Here is a 26,806-nt window from a genome sequence, read left to right as displayed (position 1 = left end):
TGAGATGACATGCTGCTGACTATAGATCGCGTTCAAAAAGCCTATCCCGGTGGACGCCCTGTGCTTCAGGACGTTTCTCTGTCGCTCGACATGGGTGAAACGCTTGCACTAACCGGAGAAAGTGGCAGCGGCAAAAGCACACTCCTGAATTTGGCAGCTGCGCTGGATGGGTTCGATGGTGGTGAAATTGTGCTTGATGGTGTAGCCTTATCATCACTGAATGATCCCGGACGCGCCGAACTGCGGCGCCAGAAAGTATCCTTGGTTTTTCAGCAATTTAACCTGATCCCATCCCTAACCGTAGACCAGAACCTCTCATTCCATGCGCGGTTGGCAGGCAATTGCGACTCTGACTGGATTTCACATCTGGCGCAAAGGTTGGGTCTTGGGGACCTGTTGGAGCGTTATCCGGAGAGCCTGTCAGGCGGTCAGCAGCAAAGGGTTGCGATTGGTCGAGCGATGGCAGCAAAGCCAAAGTTGTTATTGGCGGACGAACCCACTGGGAACTTGGATGAAACCGCCAGTTCGGTGGTACTGGACCTGATGTTTTCTCTGGTCGCCGATACGGGCGCCGCGTTGCTATTGGTCACACATTCTCAGGATATCGCTGCCAGACTGGATCGCCGCGCGCATCTGGCAAACGGTCGTATCACATGACAGGTCCTGTGGTTCAGGCATTGCTGTCCCACTGGCGCAGGCACTGGCTGCAATTGGCCACACTGCTGATCGGCATTGCACTGGCGACCGGTCTTTGGTCAGCGGTTCAGGCCATCAATTCCGAGGCGCGTTCCAGCTATGCCCGGGCCAATGCCCAGCTTTCAGTTGGACAGTTGGATGAGATACGCGATCCAACGGGCTATATATCTTTATCGCGCTACGTCGATCTGCGCCGCTCGGGCTGGCAGGTAGCGGCAGTGCTCGAGGGGCCGGTCCGCATCGGTGATCGCACGCTTCGCTTGATGGGGGTGGATATGGTTGCCTACCCCGCTCTGCCCGCCATGACACAGTTGGAACAAAGCGATACGCCGCCAGAGCCCTCCGAAATACTGACCGCTCCGGGACGGTTGTTGATTTCACCCGATCTCATTGATCTGTTCGATGGGCGCGATGATCTGCCACCTATCCTTGTCAGCAGCGCCCTACCCCCCGAGTTTATTCTGACTGATATCGGTGTCGCCGAAAGGCTCCTGAATCGGTCCGGTCAAATTTCAAGACTGGTCGTGTTACCTGACCAACCCGGGTCATTGCCACCGCTGTCAGAAATCGCCCCCGAACTGGAAAGACAAAGCCCGACCTCACAAATCGATACGGCACAACTGACCGACAGCTTTCATCTGAACCTGTCAGCATTCGGCCTTTTGTCTTTTGCAGTGGGCCTTTTCATCGTGCACGGGACGGTCGGACTGGCATTTGCCCAGCGACGAGGAATGATCCGCACCTTGCGAGCGTTGGGTGTTTCGATGCGGCGGCTCGTATGGATCACGTTGGCCGAGCTGATCATGTTCGCCCTGATCGGAGGTATTCTGGGCTTGGTGATTGGCCATCTGATTGCGGCGGCTTTGCTTCCTGATGTCGCCGTAACCTTGAGAGGGTTGTACGGCGCCCCTGTCGACGGGCAACTCGCTCTCAGACCACTTTGGATCGTATCGGGTCTAGCAATGGCACTCGGCGGCACGTTGCTCGCCAGCGGCCATGCGCTTTGGCGGCTGTCCCGGATGCCCTTGCTCGCGAGCCCCGGTCTGCAGGCATGGGGCGGCCAAACAAACGCTCGAAGACTTAGCGCGCTGTCGGGTCTGGCACTTATCATAGGCGGCTTGATTGTATTCTTCAGTGCCAAAGGGCTGATCGCTGGTTTTGTGATGCTGGCGGGCATTCTAACCGGAACCGCCTTGTTGCTGCCTGCCATTCTATCCGTGCTATTGGCGAAGTTTGTGCGGCGTGCAAAAGGGCCAGTTACGCAGTGGGTTTGGGCCGATATGCGCGCGCAGCTTCCCGGACTGTCACTTGCACTGATGGCCCTGCTATTGGCTCTTGCGGCCAATATCGGTGTTGGAACGATGGTTTCCAGCTTCAGGCTGACGTTCATCGGCTGGCTTGATCAACGCCTGACATCCGAATTGTATGTCACCGCCTCAGATAACGAACAGGCGGATCAGATCATCGACTGGCTTGCGCCCCAAGTTGACGCCGTGTTGCCAATTCGAAGTATTGAGCTTGCTCATGAAACAGGCCCGCTGTTCCTGTATGGTATAATTGATGACGATACCTATCGCCAGAACTGGCCCCTTATCGCTTCAAATCCGAATGTTTGGGATAGTGTTCTGAAGGGCGGTGCTGTCCTCATTAACGAACAGTTGGCACGTCGGGAAAACCTGTGGCCGGGTGACAGTCTTATGCTTGCTCCGCGTCACACCCTCGAAATCGCTGGCGTCTATTCTGATTATGGGAATCCGACCGGTCAGGCGATTGTTTCCATGGCAATGCTGGATCTCGTTGCGCCCGGCGCTGCTTCGCGTCGCTTTGGCATTCGCCTATCCCCTGATCGTGCAACTGAAATGGCTCAGACCTTACGGGATCGTTTTGATCTTCCAAATTCCAGCGTGGTGCATCAGGCTGCCATGAAAAAGCAGTCTCTGGCGATCTTTGAGAAGACTTTCGTCATCACCTCTGCTCTAAATGTGCTGACGCTTGGTGTCGCGGGCTTTGCCATTCTCACCAGTCTGCTGACCCTCTGGACCCAGCGACTGCCCCAGATTGCGCCAGTATGGTCTCTCGGCATGACCAGATCGCGATTGGCTCAGTTGGAGCTGCTGCGGAGTATACTGCTGGCGGCACTCACTGCCTGTTTGGCCTTGCCATTGGGGTTAATCCTGGCGTGGATACTCTTGTCAGTGATCAATGTTCAGGCCTTTGGATGGCAATTGCCGATGCATCTGTTTCCAGCAGATTGGATTCGGCTGTTTCTGCTGACCCTGCTGGCTGCGGCAGTAGCAGCCGTCCTGCCCGCATGGCGCCTTCGGCGCATCCCACCCGCCGATCTTCTCAGGGTATTTGCCAATGAACGTTAGAGCGTTTTTGATGTTCCTGCTGTTCCCTTTGGCCGCACTGGCACAAGGTTACGCCGGTTTGGGGGGCAACGCTGATGGCTTCACTGCTCCAACGCCTGGATATCAGTTTCAGTTTCCGCAGGACCACGGCCCGCATCCCGACTATCGGATTGAATGGTGGTACCTAACTGCAAATCTCAAAGGTGAGGATGGACGAGACTACGGCATCCAATGGACATTGTTTCGCTCGGCCTTGAGACCATCAGAAGAGGATGGCTGGCAAAGCCCACAACTATGGCTGGGTCATGCAGCAGTCACTATGCCTGATGCTCACTACTTTGCCGAGAGGCTGTCGCGCGGAGGAATTGGTCAGGCAGGCGTGACTGCGCAACCTTTCGAAGCATGGATCGACGAGTGGCAGATGAAAGCTGATCCCGACATCAATGCGCTACGCCTGACGGCCAATGGGGCTGAGTTCAGCTATGACCTGTCTCTGGATGCTGTTGGACCATTGGTATTTCACGGCGAAGATGGGTATTCGGTCAAGTCTGCCGACGGTCAGGCAAGCTACTACTACTCGCAACCCGGCTACCAGGTCGAAGGTGTCCTACACCTGCCTCAGGGGGATGTCGCAGTCGCAGGTCAGGGCTGGCTGGATCGGGAATGGTCCTCTCAACCATTGGCGGCAGATCAAAGTGGTTGGGACTGGTTTTCGCTGAGCTTTGATGACGGTCAAAAACTCATGGCCTTTCGCCTACGTGGCGATCGCGGTGACTACACCTCGGCCACATGGATTGATGCAAACGGTGTTGGAACTGCTTTGCCGGATGGCGCTGTCTCGTTCACACCTCTGGAAACCCAAATCGTTGCCGACAGAAATGTCCCGGTACACTGGCGCGTGGTCCTGCCGGATCGCGAGTTGGATGTGGAAGTGTCTGCCCTTACACCCAAATCATGGATGGGAACGCGCTTTGCCTATTGGGAAGGCCCGGTTTTCGTTTCAGGAAGTCACAGTGGTCAGGGCTATCTGGAAATGACCGGGTACTGACCCAATTGTCGCCAGACTGTCACAGCCGCTTTTTATGACGGTCCCAAACATAAAGGGACTGGAAATGACAAAACTCAAAGTGGGTGCCGCGTTGATGGTGGCCGATCTAAAAACCCATCGTGATTGGCTTGTAGATGGGCAGCGTGATCTGGAAATTCAGGATTTCTATTCTCCAAACAATTTGGGCGATGCTGCTGGAGACTTGATCACTGCCGCTAAGAACATTTTGCAAGGGTATTCGGGGCGATTGGGAATTCATGGCCCGTTCTATGATCTGCCGCTGGATTGCCATGATCCCGAAGTGCGCATCATTGTTCAGAAACGTATGCACCAGGCGCTGGATGTCGCAGCTAATCTTGGTGCAACGCAAATGGTCCTGCACTCGCCTTATTCAACGTGGGACTACTACAATCTAGACAGCGACCTGACTTCCCGAGAAGCGCAGATTTCGCGCGTTCACGAAACCCTTTCACCGGTTGTTGCAAGGGCTGAGGACTACGGTGTCGTACTGGTGATCGAGAACATCGAGGATAAGAACCCTCTTGATCGGGTGATCCTGGCCAATAGTTTCAATTCCGACTTCGTACGCGTTTCACTCGATACTGGACATGCGCACTACGCACATGGCGCTACGGGCGCACCGCCGGTTGACTACTATGTCCATGCTGCAGGAGACCGGCTGGCGCATATCCACCTGCAAGATGCCGACGGTTATGCAGACCGACATTGGGCGCCGGGTCAAGGAAGCATAAACTGGCAGGCTGTCTTTAAGGCAATCGCCGAAGCCGCATCACAGGCCCGGCTGGTGCTGGAACTGCGAGACAGCAACGACGTTATGTCGGGGTTTGAACATTTGGTTGCTCTGGGCCTGGCTGAATAGCAAGGCCCAGAACTGACCTATCTGACCACGTAGACAGAAACGGTCGAGTGCCGCACCACGCGCGCGGCATTCGGCCCAAGCAGATAGTCTTTGAAATCAGGCTTGTGTGCCCCGATCACAATCAGATCCGAGCCCGCACTCTCAGCCGTCTTCAGGATCTCCTGATAGGCTGTCCCTGTGGCGACCACATGGCGGATAGAAGCATTGCGCTCTTCCCCCAAGGCCGAAACACAGAGATGGGTCAGTTTTTCATGGGCATCCGCAAGCGCTTGCTCGTGATGATGCGGCTCGAAAAAGCTGCTCACGAAGGACTCGCCATAGTCCGGCAGCACAGTCACGACATCAAGCTGCGCCCCTTCATGCCCCGCCAACTCGGCTGCTTGTTTCAGAACCTGAGCGTCAAGATCGCCGTTACTGATATCGACGGCACACAAAACAGAGTTTGTCATGCTGGCACCTCTTGTCTTGCGGCGCGACCGCGTTGAAGGAAAGCGATCAGACCCAGAAGGATCATCGCAGGGATATAGATCAGCTGCTTCGGAGGCTGGCTGGACGGCAGACTGACCGAGCTCAGGCGTACGGCCTCGTCGCCGTAGTAGTCAAAGTTCGCCAAATCATCGGCAACCGGTGATCCAAACATCGGTTCCTCAAGTTTGACAAGGCCATCTTCTTCGAACAGCAGCAGCCCCATCGCGTCGACGCGCGCTTCACCGCCCTCTTCAGACCCAACGGGCACGACAACCGTGGTGTCCACCATCTTGCCGGTGTCAAAATCGGGCCCACTGATAACCATCCGAACATCTGTTCCGGGTGGTGTCTGACCCATCGTCTCAACAAATGCAGCAGGCTCCACCGAAGTGAATGGAGGCGCAATGCGATCCATGAAGAAATCTGGTCTGAACAGGGCAAACGCCACGAAGATCAGCGCGATGCTTTCATAGATACGGCTATGGGTCAGGAAGTAACCCATGGTGCCCGCTGTGAAGACAAGGATCGCTATCGTCGCGAATATCGCCACGATAATCCCTTCAACCCATGTCACATCGATCAGCAGCAGGTCCGTGTTGAAGATGAACACAAATGGCAGTGCAACGGTACGAAGCGAATAGAAGAAAGCAGTAAAGCCTGTCTTGATCGCATCACCACCCGAAACGGCTGCAGCAGCAAAGCTTGCAAGACCTACCGGGGGTGTGACGTCCGCCATGATGCCAAAGTAGAAGACGAACAGGTGTACCGCGATCAACGGGACAATCAGTCCGCTCTGCGCTCCCAGTTCCACAACCACGCCAGCCATGAGTGAGCTAACCACAATGTAGTTCGCAGTGGTGGGCAGACCCATGCCAAGGATCAGGCTGAGAAGACCGACCATCACAAGCATCAGGATCAGGTTACCGCCCGACAGGAACTCCACCAGATCAGCCATCACCTGTCCGACACCTGTCAGTGTCACGGTACCCACGATAACACCCGCTGTGGCCGTTGCCAGCGCGATACCGATCATGTTGCGCGCACCGTCGATCAGGCCCTGCCACAGATCGGCAACACCATCGACAAAGAACGTCGGCAGGTTGCTTTCACCACGGAAGATCGCCTTAAGCGGCTTTTGCGTCAGCAGGATCACGAACAGCAATGCCGTTGCCCAGAAGGCTGACAGGCCAGGTGACTTCTGCTCGATCATCAGAAAGTACACCAGCACGATGATTGGCAGCAGATAGTGCAGACCCGCTTTGTAGATTTCACTAATCACCGGAAGTGTGACTTCTTTGGCGTTCGGATCATCAGGCTCCAGATCCGGAACCTGAGCCGCGAAGTACAGAAGAACCACATAGACGGCGCAGACAATAAGGCTAAGCACCAAGCCGGCCATGGTTGGCACCCATGCCGTTACCGCATCGACCGGGAATTGCGAGCCATAGCAAAGGCCTGCAAAGATCAGGAAGAACGACAACATGCCAACGACCGTCCGCGCCAGATGCACATCGCGATCACCAAGTGTCGGCATGTTCCGCTTAACCGCCTCGAGGTGAACGATATAGACCAGAGCGATGTACGAAATCGCCGCAGGCAAGAAGGCATGCGTAATTACCTCGACATAAGAGATGCCGACATATTCAACCATCAGGAAGGCTGCAGCCCCCATAACCGGCGGCATGATCTGACCGTTGACCGACGAGGCAACCTCGACCGATCCCGCCTGTTCGCTCGAGAAGCCAACGCGCTTCATCAGCGGAATGGTAAACGTACCAGTGGTCACAACGTTGGCGATCGAAGAGCCCGAGATCAGGCCAGTCGCAGCAGAACCAACAACGGCCGCTTTGGCCGGTCCACCGCGCAGGTGGCCTAGCGCCCCAAACGCCATCTTGATGAAGTAGTTCCCTGCCCCTGCTTTATCCAGCAAAGCGCCGAACAGGACGAACAGGAAGACGAACTTGGTGGAAACACCCAAGGCGATGCCAAACACGCCCTCGGACGTGATCCACATGTGGCTCATAGCCTTTTTAAGGCTCGCACCTTTCCATCGGATAACCTCGGGGACCCATTCAGAAGACCCAAAGAATACGTAAGCCAGGAAGATCGTCGCGATGATCGCCATTGCCGGGCCAAGCGCGCGACGCGCGGCCTCGAACAGCAATAGCAATCCAGCCAGAGCAACCCATTTGTCGGTATCATCCGCAAGACCGCCCGCATTCACGATCTTATCGTAGAAGAAATATCCATACAGCGCGATTGCCGCGCCCATGATCCCCATGATCCAATCCTGAATCGGGATATAGTTGCGTGGACTGGATTTCAGCGCAGGATAGGCCGCGAAAGCCAGGAACAATGCAAAAGCAAGGTGAAACTGACGGGCATTGTTGACGACGCTTCCGGGCAACAAGTAATTGGATAAAGGTGACGCCAGAACCACCTGAAAAATAGACCAGATTGCGGCGACAATTGCCAAAAACAGCCCTACGTTTCCAGCAGGATCACGTGCGCCCGCATCCGAGGATGCGACCAGTTCCTGCAGTTCTTCTTCGGATAACGGACGATTGCCCTGTTGATCAGCGCTCATCAAATCTCTCCCCGTCCTGCGGCCGGTTTCCGGCGCGGTTTTTTTGTTCCGGTGTTCTGCCGGTAAAAACGAGGCGCAAAACTGCGCCTCGTTCCAAAGTCACTGGTGGATTACTGAATCCAGCCTTTTTCTTTGTAGTACTTCTCAGCACCCGGATGCAGCGGAGCCGACAGGCCGTCTGCGATCATTTCTTCGGGCTTCAGGTTCGCAAACGCGGGGTGCAGCTTTTTGAAGTCATCGAAGTTTTCGAAGACCGAGCTTACAACTGCGTAAACCGCGTCATCCGACACGTCAGCCGAGGTTACGAAAGTCGCGCCAACACCAAAGGTCGAGGTGTCGCCGTCCGAACCACGATACATGCCACCGGGGATGGTTGCGGTACGGTAGAACGAGTTGTCGTTGACCAGCTTGTCGACAGCGCCGCCGCTTACGTTCACCAGAACCGAGTCACACGCGGTAGTGGCTTCCTGGATCGAACCCGATGGGTGACCAACGGTGTAAACCATTGCGTCGATCTGGTTGTCGCACAGAGCCGCCGACTGTTCAGCCGCCTTCAGTTCCGTCGCCAGTTCGAAGTCGTCAGTGGTCCAGCCCATTTCGCCCAACAGGACTTCCATGGTGCCGCGCTGACCGGAACCGGGGTTACCGATGTTGACGCGCTTGCCCTTCAGGTCTTCGAAGTTGGTGATGCCGGAATCGGCACGAGCAACAACTGTGAACGGCTCAGGGTGTACCGAGAATACGGCGCGCAGGTTTTCGAAGGGGCCAGCCTCTTCGAATTTCGAGCTGCCGTTATACGCATGGTACTGCCAATCGGACTGAGCAACACCAAACTCCAGCTCGCCTTCGCGGATGGTGTTGATGTTGTAGACGGAACCACCGGTCGATTCGACCGAGCAGCGCACGCCATGCTCTTTACGTCCTTTGTTCACCAGACGGCAGATAGCGCCACCGGTCGGGTAGTAAACGCCCGTTACACCACCAGTACCAATGGTGATGAACTCTTCGGCATAAGCGGCCGGAGCCATGAAGGCAGCGGTGATGACCGCGCCGAGGCTGAGCTTGCTGCTGTTTTTCATTTATGAACTCCCAATTTTTATGTTTGGCAGACGGAAAAGGCGCATTGCCCCCGTCCGGGGACCGTGCCGATAAGTCAAACTTGCCCGTCTTGCAACGGGTACAACTCACTGAATTTTCCAAACTCTCCCAACATATTCGACGTTTCATTCAGACACATCGATTGTCAAGGCCAGCGCCCGGATCAAGGGCGCAAAGCCTCAGATATGACGATATTTGCGAGAGTTTCCCCGCCTGACGAACACATCCGCAAATCTCGTGACACCTATAGGTTGTTCATATCCAAGCGCATGTATGTAGTCGCAAGCAGCGCAAAGGAGCGACCTGCTGCAACGCTTAAACAATTAGTTCTACTTCGATGTAGGGGTTGTGGTGCCCAAGGAGAGACTCGAACTCTCACGCCCGTGAAGGCGGGGGATTTTGAATCCCCTGCGTCTACCATTCCGCCACTTGGGCCACGCGCAATGAATTAGCGTCACAAAACGGGAAGGTCCAGAGGCAAAAACCATCCAATTTCCCGTTCGTTCAACCAAGAGCGGTTGACGCGTTGGCAGGTGCGTGATTTGCCTAACCCCAACTGATCTTGGGACCATAGTATATAATGTTGCGATCGCTTTATGACTGGACAATTCGTCTGGCGGATCACCCTCATGCCCTCTGGGCGCTGGCAATCGTAGCATTTGTCGAAAGTTCGTTCTTTCCGATTCCACCTGACGTTCTGATGATTCCCATGATTCTTGCGCGCCCATCGCGTGCCTGGTTGATCGCCACCGTTGCATTGGTGGCTTCAGTACTTGGTGGCATGCTTGGATATGCGATCGGGGCATTCTTCTATGAGAGTCTTGGCCAGCCGATCCTTGAGGCGATGGGCAAAGGTCATGCCATGGAAGAGTTCAACCAGCGATTCAATGATTTCGGGTTCTGGGCAGTGCTGACCGCCGGGATCACCCCGTTCCCCTACAAGGTCATCACTATCATGTCCGGCTGGACCGGAATGCCGCTTGGGACTTTCATCGCAACCTCGATTCTGGCACGTGCGTTGCGATTCTATATCGTCGCCGGTCTGCTGTGGGGGTTCGGCGAACCTATCCGGGATTTCATTGAGAAACGTCTGGGGCTGGTCTTTACACTCTTCATCTTCCTCCTGATCGGAGGATTCCTGTTGGTGAAATACATATGACGAAACAACGCGCACTCATATTCCTCGCAGCCGGCGGATCAGCCGCTCTGTTGCTTGCAGCGTGGGGATTTCAACATCTTGGTGGCATGGCGCCATGCAAAATGTGCATCTGGCAACGCTATCCGCATGGCGCAGCTGTTCTGATTGGCGTTGTGGCGCTGGCCCTTCCCGGACAACGCTTCCTGCCCCTGCTGGGTGCGCTCGCTGCATCGGTCACAGCCGGGATTGGAGTATATCATGCAGGTGTCGAGCGAGGATTGTGGGAAGGTCCGACAAGCTGTACTTCCGGCGACATCGGAGGGTTGTCTGCGGAAGAGCTGATGGAGCAGATCATGTCGGCACCGCTGGTTCGCTGTGACGACATCCCATGGGAGTTATTTGGCCTGTCGATGGCCGGATGGAACGCAGTACTATCTGCGTGTCTGGTGCTGGTCTGGATTGCTGCGTGGCGTAGCCGGTAAGTCTTAGATTTCGTCCAGTTCCGCATCCCAATACAGGAAGTCGATCCAACTGTCGTGCAGGTGGTTTGGCGGAAACTTACGGCCGATATTGCGTAAAGCCTCGGCATCCGGCTGCCGAGGCGGCTTGCGCAATGTCATACCCGCCTGCCGGAGCGATTTTGAGCCTTTTCTCAGGTTGCAGGGGCTGCACGCAGCCACAACATTCTGCCAGCTCGTTACCCCGCCTGCGGCACGCGGTACGACGTGATCAAAGGTCAGATCCCCACGGCTGCCACAGTACTGGCAACGGAATTCATCCCTCAAAAATAAATTAAAGCGCGTGAAGGCCACGCGCTTTCTGGGTTTTACGTAATCTTTAAGGACAACGACCGAAGGTATTCGTATTTCGGTACTGGGACTGCGGACAACTTCGTCATATTCGGCGACGATATCGACCCTATCCAACCATGCCGCTTTGATCGCCTCCTGCCACGGCCACAACGAAAGCGGATAGTATGACAAGGGGCGGTAATCGGCGTTCAAAACCAATGCCGGATGATGCTTTAGTGCACCGGGTTCCCTGACAAATTCGGTCCTGAAGTCTCCGTCCATCACAGAATCGCTCCTCGCTCTCAGCTGCCCGTTTGTGACACCAGAGCGGGGAGCACCCGCCCCGGTCTTACTATGACTATATATCGTGTTAAAACTCTGACAAGCCCTGAGTTTCCACAATATGTCGAAGATTGGGTAAGCCGAATCCGTAACAGTGACATGACAGTTATCCACAGGTTGCGCACTGTGTGTCGCTCAGGCTATGGCGGGGCATGTCCTGGTTCATCCGATTCAACAAACCCTTTGATGTGCTGCCGCAGTTCACGGACCGTGCGAACTCGGAATCGCCGCGTAGCACATTATCGGATTTTATCGACCTGCCCGGCGTCTATCCGGCTGGTCGATTGGATCGGGATAGCGAAGGTCTGATGCTGCTGACAGACCATGGCCGTCTGCAGGCCCAGATATCAGACCCAAAACACAAGATGGCCAAGACCTATTGGGTTCAGGTCGAAGGTGTTCCAGATGCTGCCGCCCTCAAGGCGTTGCGAGACGGTGTTGAACTCAAGGAAGGTCCAACACGCCCTGCCCGGGCACGTGCGATAGATGAACCTGAAGATCTGTGGCCACGCACCCCGCCAATTCGTGAGCGAAAGACTGTTGCGGACAGCTGGATTGAACTGACCTTGCGCGAAGGTCGAAACCGTCAGGTTCGTCGAATGACGGCAGCGGTTGGACACCCTACCCTTCGTTTGATCCGTGCACGCATCGGCGATTGGACTTTGGAGGGGTTGGAACCCGGCCAATGGGACAGCCTGCCCATGCCCACATTGAACTCGGCACCGCAGCGCAAAAGGGATCGCCGCCCTCGCCGGTGACAGAAGCCCTTATTTCCGCTAAACTAATTTTATGAAAGTGACGCCGGAGATACCTACCCCCTCCGCCATTCTGGAGGCTGCGTTGTATGTCGATGATCTGGATGCAGCTGAACGGTTTTATGGTGAGATACTGGGGCTGACACGCATTCAGCGTGTTGAGGATCGTCACGTCTTTTACCGCGTCGGCGGCGCTGTCTTGTTATTGTTCAACCCGGAACAAACCGAGCAACCGCCAAACAACCCAGAACTGCCTGTTCCTCCACATGGTGCGCGTGGAGCCGGACATGTTTGTCTGGTTCTGACTAGGGATGAAATTGATGCAATGCGTAAGCATCTGCTCAACTGGAACATCCCGGTCGATGCAGAGTTCGAGTGGCCCGGCGGGGCGAAATCACTGTATATTCGTGACCCGGCAGGGAATTCAGTCGAGTTTGCCGAGGGTCATCTCTGGGACTAACGCAAGGTGAAACGCTTGGATATCCGGTTCACTGGCTTTCCGTCGCGCAGCGGCACACCATATGCAACCGAGTAGTCCTGAAATCCGATCTTATCGTAGTAGCTTAAGCCCGATACATTATCGGCCCGGATAGTGGCATTGATCGCGGAAAATCCTAGCGCTGAAGCCACTTTTGAGGTCTCGGAAAACAATGCACGACCCGCGCCTTTCAGAACCGGATCGCGTCGCGTGAAGGTTGCTATATCCGCGCAGTCATCAGGCAGCGCATCATGCGCCCCAAGCCATTGAAAACCAGCAACTTCACCCTGATCATCAAGGGCAACATGACAACAGATCTTATCTGTTCCATCAAGATAGCTCTGCGTGAACAGTGGCTCAGAAAATGGGATTTCAAACGCGGTCGTACCGCCGATCGCGATGATCTGATTGAGAATGCGGCAGGCGTCTGCCACATCCTCTCGCATCATCGGGCGAACGGCGATCATTGCTAAAGGCTCAATTTATCGCGCATGAAGGCCAACGCCACGCTCAGACCGTCCGGTGCAATCCCATGGCCTGTGCCTTTCATTACGTGAGCGTAAACTTCCTGAAACCCAGCGCTTTGTAATGCCTCAGCGGCTTCAGGCAAAGACTGGGGCGGCACAACATCATCTGCGTCACCATGCACCAGAAGAACTGGCATCCGGCTGACAGTCTCGTCAGGCAGCAAGTCGGGCTCCAGCAATCGGCCCGAGAAAGCGACGATACCAGCCACCGGATCTTCCCGGCGAGGAGCAACATGCAGGCTCATCATTGTGCCTTGTGAGAATCCGAACAGAACCACCTGCTCTGGCAACACATCCTCGTCCACCATCAAGGCATCGAGGAAAGCGTTGAAATCCTCAACCGCCATTTCCATGCCACGGCGCGCTTCTTCCTCGGACGAACCATCGATCCAGGGGATCGGAAACCACTGGTACCCATTGGGCATACCGGGGATTTGTTCCGGGGCATCAGGTGCCACGAATAATGTGTCCGGCAGATGCTCGCCCAGCGGATCGGCAAGACCCAGCAAGTCGGCCCCGTTGGCACCATATCCGTGCACGAACACCACGACCGAGCGCGTGTCGCCCGAAACCGGCTCTTTTCGGAGCGCATTCAAAACCCGTGTCATCTGATCCCTTCTCGTTCTTTGGCCACCCGGTAATAGGCCCACAAAACCCGCGCCGCAACCGAACGCCAGGGTGACCAGGCTTCGGCCATCAACCGCAATTCCTTGTCCGTCGGACGTTTCGGCAGGTCATAGAGGATACGTGCGGCCTCCTGCAGGGCCAAATCACCCGGCGCGATCACGTCCGCACGCCCCAGAGAGAACATGGCGTAAATCTCGGCGGTCCAAACACCGATGCCGGGCACTTCGGTCAGGACTGCAACGACTTCCTCATCGGACGCATCCCTCAACGCTGTGTAGTCAATACGGGCTTCGGCCAACGCACGGGCATACCGGATTTTCTGCCTGCTCAAACCCACAGCCCGCAAATCATCATCGGTTGACCACATGATCTTGCGCGGACCCGTCAGCTTTGCGTCCTTAAGGCGTTTCCAGATGGCATTGGCCGAGGCAACACTGACCTGCTGACTTACTATCGCACTCAGTAACTGAGAGAATCCGTCTGGCCGACGCCGCAGAGGCAACGGCCCCGTTTTTTGCATCGCATAAGCCATACGCGGACAGGCCGTTGCCAGCCACTCAGCCCCTTCTTCCACGCATTCTGGCGTTTCTATAATGCGACCGACGGCCATGAGTTCTCCACCTTAGATACACGCCGCACGTTAGGCGGCTTTGCCGCATATGCAACCCGCTTGTAAGTAACGGCTTTCGCCGATACGCATATGCCCATGACAATGACCGCCACCACTCCGCCCAACAACAGACAGGCCAAACGCAACGTCGCCGTTTTGGTAGCTGCGCAATCTATCCTCGGCGCTCAGATGCCGATGATCTTTATCGTGGGTGGACTGGCAGGGCAGTCTCTGGCGTCAAATCCCTGCCTTGCAACCCTGCCAATCTCGCTCATCGTCCTGGGGTCGATGCTGGCAGCGACACCGATTTCGGCGATCATGCAACGATGGGGGCGTCGCGTCGGATTCCTAGTTGGTGCGACCGCTGGTGCCTGTGGTGGTGTCGTAGGTGCTTATGGCCTGTACCTTGGGTCATTTCCGATATTCCTGTTGGGAAGCCTGCTGACCGGCATCTACATGAGTGCCCATGGGTTCTATCGTTTTGCAGCCGCCGACACCGCTTCGGATGAGTTCCGGCCCAAAGCGATTTCGTATGTCATGGCGGGTGGATTGGCAGCGGCAATCATCGGTCCGCAGATCGTCAAACTGACCGCTGAGTCCTATGTAATCCCGTTTCTCGGCACCTATATCGCCGTAATCGCCGTTAACGTTATTGGATCGGCGCTATTCTTTTTCCTGGATATTCCAACGCCACCCCGCCCAACAGCGGATACGCCCAAAGGGCGAACACGGTTGGAACTGTTGAAAACACCACGCATCGCTGTCGCTATCATCTGCGCAATGGTCTCTTACGCTTTGATGAACCTTGTCATGACTTCGACGCCGCTGGCTGTGGTCGGGTGTGGCTATACAGCGAATGACGCCGCCGATGTTGTCACAAGTCATGTTCTGGCAATGTATGTACCAAGCTTCTTCACCGGGCACCTAATCGCGCGTTTTGGTGTTGAAAAGATTGTAGCGCTTGGCCTCGCCATTCTGGCAGGTGCAGGTGTTGTGGCCTTGCAGGGTGTGGATCTCGGAAACTTCTTCGTCGCGCTGATCTTATTGGGAGTTGGTTGGAACTTCGGTTTTATCGGCGCAACCAGCATGCTGGCGGCATCGCACGAAGTTCATGAACGTGGTCGGATGCAAGGCCTAAATGACCTTCTGGTGTTTGGCGGCGTGACACTGGCCTCACTCGCCTCGGGCGGATTGATGAACTGCTCTGGCGGTTCGCCGATCGAAGGCTGGACAGCTGTGAATCTGGCGATGATTCCGTTGCTCACACTGGCAGGTGGCGCGCTATTGTGGCTGACAATGCGCCCGCGAACAGTTTAATCACCAAGCTCGGTTATTGCTTTGAACGCTTTGCTTTGCTGAGCTTCAGCAATGCCTTCGTCGATGTGTATCCGGTAGATTTCCCACATCTGCTGACGCAACTTCCGGCCTTTCCCGGTTATCCGCAAAATGCGGCCACGACCGTCACCTGAGACAGCGTGTCGTGTCAGCAAGCCCTCTTCCGCCATACGCGCGACCTGTCTGGAAAAACTGGATTGATCAAATAGCAACTGCTCTTCCAGCTGTTTGGGTCTCAAACCTTCCGGCTTTCGCTCGAGCTCCCACAAGACGTCATACCAATGCAGGCGCGGATATCCCGCCGCCACCAGTGCCTGTTCTGCCCTTGCAAATATCCGCGTGCGCGTCCGGTTCAGTGCGATCCAGGCTGCTTCTCTCTTCTCAAATCCGCTCATCACGCCTCCGCGAGCTTTGTATTTTTGCTTTGCGCATCATTATAGATGCATTTACATCTTTATTTATCAACCACAGCAAATCTGAGAAACACCATGAACTTTTTGCGCGCAACCACTCTAACACTCGCGATGGCCTCACCCGCCGTTGCAGAAACCTACCACTTCGACCAAAGCCATACCGAAGTCCGCTTCTACTACAATCACGCCGGGCTGACCGAGCAATCCGGCGAATGGACCGCCCTTTCTGGTACTGTAGAATTTGATCCAGAAAACGTTGCTGCAACCAGCGCCGACATCACCATTGATGCCTCAAGCCTCGAAACTGGCTGGGGGCCGCTCAACGATCACCTCAAAAGCAACGACTTCTTCGCGATCGAGGATTTTCCGGAGATCCGATTTGTCTCGACCTCAGCCGTGCAGACGGGTGCAGACACATTGCGCATGATCGGTGACCTGACGATCAAGGATCAGACCAAACCTGCAGCTTTGGATATCGAACTCAAGTTCATGGGCACCCATCCGCTAGGCGGCTTTTTCGATTATTATCAAGGTGATTGGGTCGGTGTTGAAGCAACAGGGCTGTTGCTGCGCAGCGATTATGGTGTTGGTATGTTCGCCCCCGGCACATCTGACTCGGTAAAACTCAAAATCTCGGCCGAACTTCGTGAAGGTGGCTGGGAATAACTACCAGCGTCCCGTCGCCGCCTTTGTCATCAGAGACAAGCGGCGGCGAATTTCTCCCTGACCAAGCGCACCTTGGCCAACCCGCTCAGGCTGTGCGATCACTTTCTTCAACACCCATTCGGCCTGCCAGCCCGCGTAAAGTGCCGGGCAAGCATCCTTTGAAACTGCCGCTCGGTTGGATTGAGCGTTCATCAATCGTTGCAATGCTTTTTGCGCCAACATGCGAACCCCATCCGGGGTGCCATCGAGCAAAGGTATCCGACCTCGCGCCTCGAGATCAGGGATCGCCCGAAACCAGTTGGCGACACCAACACCGTATCCAAAGTCACGCAGAACCGTTTCATCGGCAGCACCAAGGGCTTGTGCCGAGACAACCATCAACGTTCCGGCACTGTGATCGATATAGCTGTCGAAATGCTCCTCGTCTTCGAACGGATCTCGATAAATATCCCAACGCCTTACGGCCACATATTCATCCAACTGCGCCGCCAAGTGGGGGGACAGCACACGCGACAATGGTGTGACTACTTCGTGCCTGCGCACGGTCGGCCCCTCGGCAACTTCCTGCAGTGCATCGCGCCACCATTGCAGCCGCATTTCTGCGATCATGGGCTCCTGAGTGACCCAGGGAGCGCGCGCAACTTCGACATTCATCGCATACAAAGGAAACAAAACCGATCGCGCAGCAACCGGGGCAGCCATCGCAGCCATAAAACGGTCGGGATCAGCGCGATGAACAAGCCCCGCGCAGGCCTTTACATCATCATCGAACTTCACAGTCACTCCGCAGCCGCCGACTGTGTTTTGCAGTCGCGCACCAACTTCCACTGGATCGCCTCAAGCAGTGCCTCAAACGAGGCATCCACTATGTTCGCACTGACGCCGACAGTCGACCAACGCCGGCCCTGCCCGTCTTCGCTGTCGATTATGACCCGCGTGACCGCCTCGGTACCACCCTGAGTTATGCGCACTTTGAAGTCGACCAGATGCATATCATCCAATATCGGAGAGTACTGCCCCAGATCTTTGGCCAGCGCCTTGGACAGCGCGTTTACCGGACCACGGTCACCGCCGGAATCGTCAAGAGACTCGCTGACGGACAGTTTCTTTTCTCCGTCAACTTTGACCACAACAACGGCCTCGGACAGGCTGACCATCTTGTTGTACTTGTTCTTGCGCCGTTCGACAGTGACTTTGTAGCGTTTGACCTCGAAGAACTGTGGCAACTGCCCCAGTTCATCTCGCGCCAGCAGCTCGAAACTGGCCTGAGCGGTATCGTAGGAATAGCCTTCGGCTTCGCGCTGCTTGATCCGTTCCAGAATACGTCCCAGCGCAGGATCACCCGCTTCGACAGTCAGGCCCGCTTCGCTCAGACGACGGCGCAGGTTTGACTGCCCTGCCTGATTGGACATCGGGATGATGCGCGAATTGCCGACAGTGGCCGGATCAACATGCTCATACGTCGTCGGATCCTTGAGGATTGCACTGGCATGCAGGCCCGCTTTGTGGGCAAAGGCCGATGCTCCTACATAAGCAGATTGCTTACTGGGCACCCGGTTCAGAATATCATCCAGCATCCGGCTGGTCCGAGTCAGACCAACCAGCGCTTCACGGCTGACCCCGATGTCAAACTGTGATGCGTACGGTTCTTTGAGCAACAATGTCGGGATCAAAGCGGTCAGATTGGCATTACCGCAACGCTCGCCTAACCCATTCAATGTTCCCTGAATCTGACGCGCCCCTGCATCAACGGCAGCCAAAGAGCAGGCGACCGCATTTTCGGTATCGTTGTGGGTGTGAATGCCCAACCGATCTCCTGGCAAACCTGCAGCGATCAGTTCAGAGACAATCTTGCCCACTTCTGCAGGTAGCGCACCGCCATTGGTATCGCACAGCACCACCCACCTTGCGCCAGCCTCCAACGCAGCCTGACATACTTCGGTCGCATAGGCCGGGTTGTCCTTGTAGCCATCAAAGAAATGTTCGGCATCAAACAGCGCCTCGCGCCCTTGCGCCACAATATGTGCGACCGATGCCCGAACGTTTTCCGTGTTTTCCTCAAGCGTAATGCCAAGCGCTTGGGTCACGTGGTAGTCGTGCGATTTGCCCACCAGACACACCGCCTGCGTTCCGGCATTCATCACAGCTGCCAGAACATCATCATTGTCTGCTGACCGGCCTGATCGTTTGGTCATACCAAATGCGGTCAGCGTGGCTGAGGTTTTAGGGGCCGCATCGAAAAACGCACTGTCCGTGGGGTTTGCGCCGGGCCAGCCGCCTTCGATGTAATCAACCCCCAATTCATCCAGAGCCTGCGTAATCTGGACCTTTTCCACAGTCGAGAACTGCACACCCTGCGTCTGTTGTCCGTCACGCAAGGTGGTGTCGTAGAGGTAGAGGCGTTCTTTAGTCATTGCTTGCTCCCGCTGGCCCTCAGTCATCAATTACGCCTGCTTGTCGCAACAGGAATGATTTGGATCAGCCATCAGACATTCTCCAACTTTGCCGCATCAAAGCCCGATCCGGGCACCAACTCGACGCCCTCTTTGCTCATCCGCACTTCCACACCAGCCGCGATGAGCGCATTTTTGAGCCTGTCTACTTCTGAGAAGTCCTTAGTCTGCTTTGCAACTTCCCGTGCATTGGCAAAGTTCAGGCGCAATTCATCAAGTAGCTCACGCTCGCTATCCCGGATGAGGTCAAGCATTTCGCTGCTGACGGTTTTCAGCCCCATGATTTCCATCCCCGCGAGCAAACCCGGAATATCACCATTGTCGGCCAGTTTCCGAAGTTCAGATATTGCTTTAGGCGTATTTAGATCGTCACCGAGGGCCTCCAATATCTGAGGTGGCACTTCTCCGGGCTCGTTGTCTCCCTTCATGCGATGCCATTTCCCAAGCTCCTTTTGGGCATCGTTTCGTTTCTTCTCTGTCCAATCCATTGGCTTGCGATAATGAGTTTGAAGGAACACAAACCGGATAACTTCGCCGGACACACCTTGTTCCAGCAAATCATGCACGGTGAAGAAGTTGCCCAGTGATTTGGACATCTTCTTGCCTTCTACCTGCAGCATCTCGTTGTGTAGCCAGTACCGAGCGAACTCCCCCTCGGGGTGTGCGCAGCAGCTCTGGGCGATCTCGTTCTCATGATGTGGGAACATCAGGTCGTTGCCACCGCCATGGATGTCAAAGCTCGCTCCCAGCAGCTCATAACTCATGGCCGAGCATTCGATATGCCAACCCGGACGTCCACGACCCCACGGGCTGTCCCAACCCGGCAGATCGTCAGTCGAGGGCTTCCACAGTACGAAGTCCATCGGATTCTTCTTGTAAGGCGCTACCTCGACCCGAGCGCCTGCGATCATGTCATCAACAGAACGGCCTGACAGCTTGCCATAGTCTTTTTTCCATGTGTCTACGGCAAACAGGACATGGCCATCCGCAGCGTAAGCATGACCTTTCGCGATCAGATCTTCGATCATTGCAATCATCTGCGCGATGTATTCGGTCGCGCGTGGCATCTCATTGGGCTCCATCGCGCCCAATGCACCCATATCATGCAGATACCAGCCGATGGTTTCGTCTGAACGCTCCTGCACCAGCTGCTCCAGCGACCCTTCCGCACCGGCCTGTTTACGCGACAGCGCCGTGGCGTTGATCTTGTCGTCCACGTCCGTGAAATTGCGCACATAGGTCACGTGATCTGTGCCATATACGTGACGCAGCAACCGATAGAGCACGTCGAATACAACGACTGGTCGGGCGTTTCCCAGATGTGCCCGGTCATAGACGGTAGGCCCACAGACATACATCCGCACATTTGCTGGATCGACCGGCACGAAATCCTCTTTCGTCCGCGTCCGTGTGTTGTGCAGTTTGATCGTCGTCATCGGTCGGCTCCTAAGAACAGCATAGCTTCTCGCGTTGGCGCGGGCTTAGCAACTTGTCTCAGGGATGAAAACGAAAGAAACCGGCCCGCTTGATTAATCAGCAGGTAATGCAGCAGATAATGATGCAGGTCATCGGGTTCATGGTGTGCGGATATCACGTGATTTTGCCTGAGCCAAGCCTTGAGTTTCGTTGATTGCACCGGCAACCTGTCTTTCATGAGCCGAGAGTACGTGAATTCCATTTGCGAAGACCTGCCTGGGGCCGAACTGTCCGACCCCTGGGGTGGCGGGCATGATGCGTGGAAAGTGGGCGGCAAGATGTTTGCCTGCGTCGGATCAGTGGGGGATGGGGTTTCTGTAAAGACGCCGGATATCGAAACGGCTCAAATGCTGATCGACGCGGGCGTCGGCACCAAAGCCCCCTATTTTCATCGCAGCTGGATTCGGCTGCCATGGGATACCGAAGCCGAGGAGATGCGCCACCGGCTGACCGCGTCTTATGATATCGTACGCGCCTCGCTCACGAAAAAATTGCAGGCGACACTACCGGCGCGAAGTTGATTGACAAATCACCGGCGCTCTGTCCCATTCGGCCTGAATTGCTGCAAGGGAGGCGCGCAATGAAACTGTCGCATCGTATCACGCATTTGACCGGCGGCGGATCTGACGGCTGGGATGTGTTTTATCGTGCGCGCCGGATGATCGCAGAAGGTCATGCCGTGACTGAGCTGACGATTGGTGAACATGACATTCGCACCGATGCGACGATTCTGGCTGAAATGGATCGCTCTGCCCGCGACGGGCATACTGGATATGCCATGGTTCCCGGCACAGATCTGCTGCGCGACACAGTCGCCGCTCGGATACAAAACCGTACCGGGGTACCCACGACGCGACACAACGTGCTGATCACGCCGGGTGGCCAGTCTGCACTGTTCGCGGCTCATACAGCAGTTTGTGATCCGGGTGATGTGGGCCTTTATCTTGACCCCTATTATGCGACCTACCCCGGCACCATTCGTGGAGCGGGCGCGATTGCAAAAGCGGTGCAAACCCGCGCTGAAGATGCATTTCAGCCACGTGCCGATTTGATTGAGCCACACGTTGAGGGCGCTGTTTCGCTTCTGATCAACACACCGAACAACCCAACAGGTGTTGTGTATTCCCGCGAAACGCTGAACGAAATTGCTGATCTCTGCCAGCGACGCGATCTCTGGCTGATCTCGGACGAGGTCTACGATACGCAGGTCTGGGAAGGTGAGCACCTGTCACCACGCGCCCTGCCCGGCATGGCCGAGCGTACGCTGGTTGTCGGATCCATGTCCAAATCTCATGCGATGACCGGCTCTCGTTGCGGCTGGATTGTGGGTCCGGAAGAAGTTGTTCAGCATCTGATCAACTTGGCCACACACACCACTTATGGGGTTCCGGGCTTTATCCAGGATGCCGCGAGCTATGCTTTGACAACGGGTGACGGTCTGGAGGAAGAGGTCGCAGCGCCGTTCCGCCGCAGACGCTCTTTGGCCATGCAGGTTCTGGGTGGACAAAACACAGTAGGCCTCGTTCCTGCGCAGGGTGCGATGTACCTGATGCTGGATATAAGAGCGACCGGAATGAGCGGCGAGGCGTTCGCAAATGCTCTGCTCGATACCCACGCCATCGCGGTCATGCCAGGCGAGAGCTTTGGCACCGCCGCAGCGGGACATATTCGCGTTGCGATGACAATTGACGATGACAGGTTTGCTGCTGCGCTACAGACTGTGTGTGATTTTGCATCCGAGCTCGCAGGTCAGCACGCCGCCGAATAGACGTGGTCAGAACCGGAATGTCGTGCGCAAGTTAAAGGTGTTTGCGTCGAGATCACCATTTGAGCGGGTCACATCGCTGAAGTTCTGTCTCAGAGCTTCACCGCTGATCACAAAGTTCTCGCCAATGGGATATGCGACGCCGATACCATAGACTGCTGCGGTATCACTGTCATTCGATGTATCCGCACGAGCGGCACCAACCACGACATAACCAAGCGCAGGACCGAAATCATACCCGCCACGCAGCTTCAGGCGCGTGACGCCGTCCAAGCTGCCCTCAGAACCCAAGCTCAGGTTCAATGGATCATATTCAAGTTCGCCACCCAGAACGAAATCACCAAAATCGTAATCGTACCCGATGTGAGGGCCAAAGGTGGTGTCGTTTCCGCTGGATCCGTTCGGGCCATCGGCATCTGTGTAGCCAAAGCTGAATCCCGCATAGGCGCCCGTCCAATCTTCGGCAAAAGCGGGTGCGGTGCCGACAAGCAGCAACGCAGCAATCATGGCCGTCAATCGTTTCATACGCCTCTCCAAGTACTTCGCATCAGAACCGTCTGAGGCCCTAAGTGCGACTACCGCTTTGGCACGGATATGGGGGCTTAAACCCTCAATTCAATTCACAATTCACTTTCACTAAGTGAAGATAGTTTAACAGATTTCTCTCAAAACGGGAAAAAAACTTCAGGTATTCATTTTAGTTACGCTAGCTTGGTCGCTTTCGCTGATCCGATCTTAAATCAGGTTTCTCAAAAACAGGTCGTAAACAGGATAGATCGCGTCGGTATGCGGTGCCATACACAACCTGTGAATAACCGAGGGCCGGAATGCGCGGCGAATATTGGAAAATCCGTCTGGTAAGCCGTACAATCGGCGCAGATCGCGGGCGTGCGGCACGTGGTCGGCCGTAATCCTATTGAGATAGCCAATCCCAAACTAGCTCAATAACATTCGGAACACTCACATGAACGATCAATCCCGTAGCTCTTCTCGTAGCGGCGGACGCTCTGCCCGTCGTGCAGCGCGTGCCGCCGCCCTGCCCGACCACCTGCGCCCTGTACGCCCAGGCATGGAAGGTGGCACATACAAACCTCTCAGCCAGCAGGATATGGAGCGTATACACAACGCCGCCCTGACAGCACTTGAGACGATCGGCCTTGCCGATGCACCGCAAAGCGGCATCGACTATCTGGTCGGCGCAGGCTGTATTCTCGGGGATGACGGACGTATCCGCTTCCCGCGCGCATTGGTCGAGGACATGCTGGCCAAAGCAAACCGTTCGGTCACGCTTTATAGCCGTGATGGCAAAACTGACCTCGAGCTTTCGGGCAACCGCGTCCACTATGGAACCGCCGGCGCTGCAGTACACATGGTCGATGTGCATGGTCGCGAGTACCGTGATTCAACGGTTCAGGACCTGCATGACGCATCCCGTATCTGCGATAGTCTGGACAATATCCATTTCGTTCAGCGTCCGATGGTTTGCCGTGACATTCTGGACAACCGCGAGATGGATCTGAACACCATCTATGCTTGCTGTTCGGGTACATTCAAACATATTGGTACATCGTTCACCGATCCCAGCTATGTCGCTCCGGCGGTGGAAATGCTGCACATGATCGCTGGCGGTGAAGACAAGTGGCGCGAACGTCCATTTGTGTCGAACTCCAACTGCTTTGTCGTTCCACCAATGAAATTCGCAACTGAAAGCTGCGAAGTTATGGAGGAATGCATCAAGGCCGGTATGCCTGTTCTGCTGCTTTCCGCAGGTATGGCGGGTGCAACCGCGCCGTCTACAATCGCCGGAGCAATCACTCAGGCAACCGCGGAATGCCTGGCTGGTTTGGTTTATGTAAATGCCGTAAAACCCGGTGCCCCCGCGATTTTTGGCACTTGGCCCTTTGGTCTGGATTTGCGTACCGGAGCGATGTCGGTAGGTTCCGGTGAACAAGCGCTTTTGAGTGCAGGGTGCGCTCAGATGCATAAGTTCTACGGACTGCCAGGCGGTGCAGCTGCAGGCGCATCCGATGCAAAACTCCCCGATATGCAGGCTGGCTGGGAACAGATGTGTTCGAACGTCATGGCCGGTCTGTCAGGTCTGAACATGGTCTATGAAGCGGCCGGTATGCATTCATCCCTGCTGGGATTCTGTTTCGAAAGCCTCATTCTCAGCGACGATCTGATTGGTCAGGCACTTCGTTGTGTTCGGGGAATCGAAGTAAACGACGACACTCTGGCGCTGGATCAAATCGCCGAAGTGTGCCTTGGCGGACCCGGTCATTATCTGGGCACTGATGCCACTCTTGGCCGTATGCAGGTGGATTATGTGTATCCGACACTCGGCGACCGGACATCGCCGAAAGAGTGGTCTGAACTGGGCAAGCCGGATCTTATTGAAAAAGCAATTGCTCGCAAGGAAGAGATCCTTGCGACGCCGTCGCAGGCGCGATTTGACCCGCTGCTGGATGCAGAGCTTCGGAGCAAGTTCAACATTCACTTGCCGCAATAACCCATTGAAAACAGGCGGCCCGAAAGAATCGGGCCGCCTTGCCTAAGCCTGTATTTAGCCGTTTGTTGCTGGCAGCAGGCCTGCCTCCTGAGCGGCCGCTATCTCAGCCTGATCAAGCGCACCGTCGCCATTGGTATCCAATGTCGAGAAGCCATCAGCATCCATATCTGGCAGAACAGCTTGCACTTCTTCGATGGTCAGAACGCCGTCTCCGTTGGCGTCTGCACTCGACTGTGCCAGGGCAAGGGCCGGAAATCCAACTGCAACTGCGGCGAGTACGGCCATTTTCTGCGGTTTCATCGTGATATCTCCTCGTAGGGGTTTTGAGTGGTAGTCCATCCGGACAGGCACCAGAAACACCCTTTAAGAGACCGCTGTCATCGCTAGGTGAGTATATCCTGTGATTCGCGCCAAAGCCCGCCCGTTTACTGCTGACTGCAGTGCGGCCTCTTGCTGGCCCAAATCGCAGAATCACGATTCGGCAAATCTCCCCCTACGACCAAAGCGCGATCTGGCGGGCCACCGCTCAATCAGGCGACTCACCTTGGCAAAAAGAAAGGGGGCCGAAGCCCCCTGTCAGTTTCGCCATCCAGGCTCATTTCGTTGACCGCCCGGTGTTTTTTTGCCTGCGGCCTGGACGTCGCCTGGGACGAGCGCACCCGTCCCGTGAGAGAGTGGGAAGGACTGATATTCCGCCCCACCCTGTTCCCGGCCAACACGGGCATGTCGGCCGAGTGGAACAAGGCGCCTTTGGTAAGTCTCAGGCTTTGCCTTGCTCCGTATTCGTCGGGGTCGGTACCTGTGGCAGCTATCCGACCCCTGCACCCCGGGTTGCCGGGGCGCTAAACTCAGCTACTCCTTGTTCAGCGCAACCATCGCACGTTCGATGTAGCCTTCTGGAAGGCCACGCTCTTTAACCTTTTTGCTAAGGTATCTTTTGAAGCGCCCATCACCGATGTAGTCATGCCTGAACCAACGGCGGAATTCACCGAGCGCATCTTCTGGGTAGCAAGACGCAAGTTGCGGATTAGAAACTGCCTGTGGAAAGTAATCGGGGTAGTTATGGGCATATTTCCGACGTGCACCGAAACGCATTTCCAAACCACGTTCTTTCCAGTGTTTCGACCATGCTTGCCCAACGCTAATGTCCGGCACAAACTTCTCGTCGATGTGCAGTCCTTTCATTCCCAATGTGACGATAAGGTCTGCTAGTTCTTTAAACACACCAAAGAAACCCTCAGGGACAGCGTCGTAAGTAAGACTGACGCGATCTTTGAAGATACGCCACATGTCTTCTTCTTGACGATTGGAATACCCAGTCCGGGTGTAGATGTACTGCTTTAGGCCAAAGCGGCTTAGGCGACGATAGCTGTCGAGAGCTATGGATTGTCCCTGTAAGTTCGCCTCAAAGGCGTAGTACTCCAAGGTCGCCATGCAGATTTCATCTGGGTATGCCAGAACTCGAACATTTCCGAAGAAAGTCTCGTGAGCTGCGGTGCTGAAATCGACACCCTGTTCAAACAGGATTTCCTTAATTCGCTTAACCGCAGCGCTGGGTTCGGAGCTATCCCATCCCGAGGATATAAGGCCAATATACTTGTTTTGAACCCCGCACAGTCTTGCAAGCCCACGCTGATTTAAGAAAGGGGTGCCGTCCTTGAGGACCCCCATTCCTACTCCATCACTTTCGATTTGGCACTCAACGGCGAGGTCTAAGACACCCTGATCTGGGTTCGATACCTGTGCCCTTTTGGGCATTCGTGCAACTGATTTGCTCATCATGAAACCCTCAC

At 55.5% G+C, this 26,806-nt stretch carries 27 protein-coding genes and 1 tRNA gene; 13 read left to right on the top strand and 15 right to left on the bottom strand.

Annotation, left to right across the window (positions count from 1 at the left end; all coding sequences use genetic code 11):
* Positions 1-9: 9 nt before the first annotated feature.
* From GOX61_RS09515 to GOX61_RS09500, 4 genes are all read left to right on the top strand, one after another.
* Positions 10-657 carry an ABC transporter ATP-binding protein gene (locus tag GOX61_RS09515; RefSeq protein ID WP_170333145.1) on the top strand — a complete coding sequence of 216 codons (648 nt, stop codon included), beginning with the start codon at positions 10-12 and terminating at the stop codon, positions 655-657.
* Entirely contained in the window at positions 654-3,068 is a 2,415-nt protein-coding gene (locus tag GOX61_RS09510) for an ABC transporter permease (RefSeq protein WP_170333144.1), read from the top strand. Before GOX61_RS09515 ends, GOX61_RS09510 begins: the two co-directional genes overlap by 4 nt.
* The gene (locus GOX61_RS09505; RefSeq protein WP_170333142.1) at positions 3,058-4,095 is read left to right on the top strand and encodes a lipocalin-like domain-containing protein; all 1,038 of its coding nucleotides are present in this window, start codon (positions 3,058-3,060) and stop codon (positions 4,093-4,095) included. The genes GOX61_RS09510 and GOX61_RS09505 overlap by 11 nt, the downstream gene beginning before the upstream one ends.
* A 64-nt stretch (positions 4,096-4,159) precedes the next feature.
* Positions 4,160-4,975, top strand: a complete 816-nt coding sequence (locus GOX61_RS09500) for a sugar phosphate isomerase/epimerase family protein (protein WP_170333140.1) — start codon at positions 4,160-4,162, stop codon at positions 4,973-4,975.
* A 17-nt stretch (positions 4,976-4,992) separates the two neighbouring features.
* Here GOX61_RS09500 and GOX61_RS09495 read toward each other — a convergent pair whose 3' ends face one another.
* The 4 genes from GOX61_RS09495 to GOX61_RS09480 form a co-directional block, all read right to left on the bottom strand.
* Entirely contained in the window at positions 4,993-5,424 is a 432-nt protein-coding gene (locus GOX61_RS09495) for a universal stress protein (RefSeq protein WP_155141929.1), read from the bottom strand.
* Positions 5,421-8,030 carry a TRAP transporter permease gene (locus GOX61_RS09490; RefSeq protein ID WP_170333137.1) on the bottom strand — a complete coding sequence of 870 codons (2,610 nt, stop codon included), beginning with the start codon at positions 8,028-8,030 and terminating at the stop codon, positions 5,421-5,423. Before GOX61_RS09490 ends, GOX61_RS09495 begins: the two co-directional genes overlap by 4 nt.
* Before the next feature lie 110 nt (positions 8,031-8,140).
* Positions 8,141-9,109 carry a TAXI family TRAP transporter solute-binding subunit gene (locus GOX61_RS09485; protein ID WP_170333135.1) on the bottom strand — a complete coding sequence of 323 codons (969 nt, stop codon included), beginning with the start codon at positions 9,107-9,109 and terminating at the stop codon, positions 8,141-8,143.
* Between the two features lie 368 nt (positions 9,110-9,477).
* Positions 9,478-9,563 (bottom strand) — tRNA-Leu (locus tag GOX61_RS09480).
* Positions 9,564-9,708: 145 nt separating this feature from the next.
* Here GOX61_RS09480 and GOX61_RS09475 point away from each other — a divergent pair.
* Positions 9,709-10,287 carry a YqaA family protein gene (locus GOX61_RS09475; RefSeq protein WP_155141934.1) on the top strand — a complete coding sequence of 193 codons (579 nt, stop codon included), beginning with the start codon at positions 9,709-9,711 and terminating at the stop codon, positions 10,285-10,287.
* Entirely contained in the window at positions 10,284-10,748 is a 465-nt protein-coding gene (locus tag GOX61_RS09470; RefSeq protein ID WP_170333133.1) for a disulfide bond formation protein B, read from the top strand. The genes GOX61_RS09475 and GOX61_RS09470 overlap by 4 nt, the downstream gene beginning before the upstream one ends.
* A 3-nt stretch (positions 10,749-10,751) precedes the next feature.
* On the opposite strand, the gene GOX61_RS09465 is transcribed toward GOX61_RS09470, so the two are convergent.
* Positions 10,752-11,339: an HNH endonuclease gene (locus tag GOX61_RS09465; RefSeq protein WP_155141950.1), complete on the bottom strand. Its 588-nt coding sequence runs from the start codon at positions 11,337-11,339 to the stop codon at positions 10,752-10,754.
* A gap of 212 nt (positions 11,340-11,551) precedes the next feature.
* Between GOX61_RS09465 and GOX61_RS09460 the strand changes: the two genes are divergently transcribed.
* The gene (locus GOX61_RS09460; RefSeq protein WP_155141938.1) at positions 11,552-12,157 is read left to right on the top strand and encodes a pseudouridine synthase; all 606 of its coding nucleotides are present in this window, start codon (positions 11,552-11,554) and stop codon (positions 12,155-12,157) included.
* A 31-nt stretch (positions 12,158-12,188) separates the two neighbouring features.
* The gene (locus GOX61_RS09455) at positions 12,189-12,614 is read left to right on the top strand and encodes a VOC family protein (RefSeq protein WP_170333131.1); all 426 of its coding nucleotides are present in this window, start codon (positions 12,189-12,191) and stop codon (positions 12,612-12,614) included.
* Here the strand turns inward: GOX61_RS09455 and GOX61_RS09450 are convergent.
* The 3 genes from GOX61_RS09450 to GOX61_RS09440 are packed head-to-tail and all read right to left on the bottom strand — an operon-like array spanning position 12,611 to position 14,396.
* The gene (locus tag GOX61_RS09450) at positions 12,611-13,099 is read right to left on the bottom strand and encodes a GNAT family N-acetyltransferase (RefSeq protein ID WP_170333129.1); all 489 of its coding nucleotides are present in this window, start codon (positions 13,097-13,099) and stop codon (positions 12,611-12,613) included. The two genes, GOX61_RS09455 and GOX61_RS09450, sit on opposite strands and share 4 nt — an antisense overlap.
* 2 nt (positions 13,100-13,101) lie before the next feature.
* A complete protein-coding gene (locus tag GOX61_RS09445) occupies positions 13,102-13,767 on the bottom strand; it encodes an alpha/beta hydrolase (RefSeq protein WP_170333127.1) in 666 nt (221 codons plus the stop codon).
* Entirely contained in the window at positions 13,764-14,396 is a 633-nt protein-coding gene (locus GOX61_RS09440; RefSeq protein WP_170333126.1) for a DNA-3-methyladenine glycosylase family protein, read from the bottom strand. Before GOX61_RS09440 ends, GOX61_RS09445 begins: the two co-directional genes overlap by 4 nt.
* A gap of 96 nt (positions 14,397-14,492) precedes the next feature.
* Between GOX61_RS09440 and GOX61_RS09435 the strand changes: the two genes are divergently transcribed.
* Positions 14,493-15,713 (top strand): MFS transporter, encoded by a 1,221-nt coding sequence (locus tag GOX61_RS09435; RefSeq protein WP_170333124.1) that lies wholly within the window; start codon positions 14,493-14,495, stop codon positions 15,711-15,713.
* Here the strand turns inward: GOX61_RS09435 and GOX61_RS09430 are convergent.
* Entirely contained in the window at positions 15,710-16,126 is a 417-nt protein-coding gene (locus tag GOX61_RS09430; protein WP_170333122.1) for a MarR family winged helix-turn-helix transcriptional regulator, read from the bottom strand. The two genes, GOX61_RS09435 and GOX61_RS09430, sit on opposite strands and share 4 nt — an antisense overlap.
* A 93-nt stretch (positions 16,127-16,219) precedes the next feature.
* On the opposite strand from GOX61_RS09430, the gene GOX61_RS09425 reads away from it, so the two are divergent.
* Positions 16,220-16,810, top strand: coding sequence for a YceI family protein (locus GOX61_RS09425; RefSeq protein ID WP_170333120.1), 591 nt, complete (start codon positions 16,220-16,222; stop codon positions 16,808-16,810).
* Here GOX61_RS09425 and GOX61_RS09420 read toward each other — a convergent pair whose 3' ends face one another.
* From GOX61_RS09420 to cysS, 3 genes are all read right to left on the bottom strand, one after another.
* Complete coding sequence (locus GOX61_RS09420; RefSeq protein ID WP_170333119.1) at positions 16,811-17,587, bottom strand: squalene/phytoene synthase family protein; 777 nt, start codon at positions 17,585-17,587, stop codon at positions 16,811-16,813. It lies immediately after the preceding gene.
* A gap of 2 nt (positions 17,588-17,589) precedes the next feature.
* Entirely contained in the window at positions 17,590-19,224 is a 1,635-nt protein-coding gene (gene cimA / locus GOX61_RS09415) for a citramalate synthase (protein ID WP_170333117.1), read from the bottom strand.
* Between the two features lie 71 nt (positions 19,225-19,295).
* Complete coding sequence (gene cysS, locus GOX61_RS09410) at positions 19,296-20,699, bottom strand: cysteine--tRNA ligase (RefSeq protein WP_170333115.1); 1,404 nt, start codon at positions 20,697-20,699, stop codon at positions 19,296-19,298.
* Between the two features lie 216 nt (positions 20,700-20,915).
* On the opposite strand from cysS, the gene GOX61_RS09405 reads away from it, so the two are divergent.
* Both GOX61_RS09405 and GOX61_RS09400 read left to right on the top strand, forming a co-directional pair.
* Positions 20,916-21,260, top strand: a complete 345-nt coding sequence (locus GOX61_RS09405) for an MmcQ/YjbR family DNA-binding protein (protein ID WP_170333114.1) — start codon at positions 20,916-20,918, stop codon at positions 21,258-21,260.
* Positions 21,261-21,319: 59 nt separating this feature from the next.
* Positions 21,320-22,507 carry a pyridoxal phosphate-dependent aminotransferase gene (locus tag GOX61_RS09400; protein WP_170333111.1) on the top strand — a complete coding sequence of 396 codons (1,188 nt, stop codon included), beginning with the start codon at positions 21,320-21,322 and terminating at the stop codon, positions 22,505-22,507.
* Between the two features lie 6 nt (positions 22,508-22,513).
* Here the strand turns inward: GOX61_RS09400 and GOX61_RS09395 are convergent, their stop codons facing one another.
* The gene (locus GOX61_RS09395; RefSeq protein ID WP_155141962.1) at positions 22,514-23,029 is read right to left on the bottom strand and encodes an outer membrane protein; all 516 of its coding nucleotides are present in this window, start codon (positions 23,027-23,029) and stop codon (positions 22,514-22,516) included.
* Between the two features lie 439 nt (positions 23,030-23,468).
* Between GOX61_RS09395 and GOX61_RS09390 the strand changes: the two genes are divergently transcribed.
* Positions 23,469-25,013 (top strand): trimethylamine methyltransferase family protein, encoded by a 1,545-nt coding sequence (locus GOX61_RS09390; RefSeq protein WP_170333109.1) that lies wholly within the window; start codon positions 23,469-23,471, stop codon positions 25,011-25,013.
* Between the two features lie 54 nt (positions 25,014-25,067).
* On the opposite strand, the gene GOX61_RS09385 is transcribed toward GOX61_RS09390, so the two are convergent.
* Positions 25,068-25,313, bottom strand: coding sequence for a hypothetical protein (locus tag GOX61_RS09385; protein WP_170333108.1), 246 nt, complete (start codon positions 25,311-25,313; stop codon positions 25,068-25,070).
* 552 nt (positions 25,314-25,865) lie between these two features.
* A complete protein-coding gene (locus tag GOX61_RS09380; protein WP_170333106.1) occupies positions 25,866-26,792 on the bottom strand; it encodes a hypothetical protein in 927 nt (308 codons plus the stop codon).
* Positions 26,793-26,806: the final 14 nt, after the last annotated feature.

This window comes from Ruegeria arenilitoris (genome assembly GCF_013030265.1).
GTDB classification, from domain to species: Bacteria; Pseudomonadota; Alphaproteobacteria; order Rhodobacterales; family Rhodobacteraceae; genus Ruegeria; species Ruegeria arenilitoris_E.
This window is presented reverse-complemented; position numbering and strand designations above follow the sequence as displayed.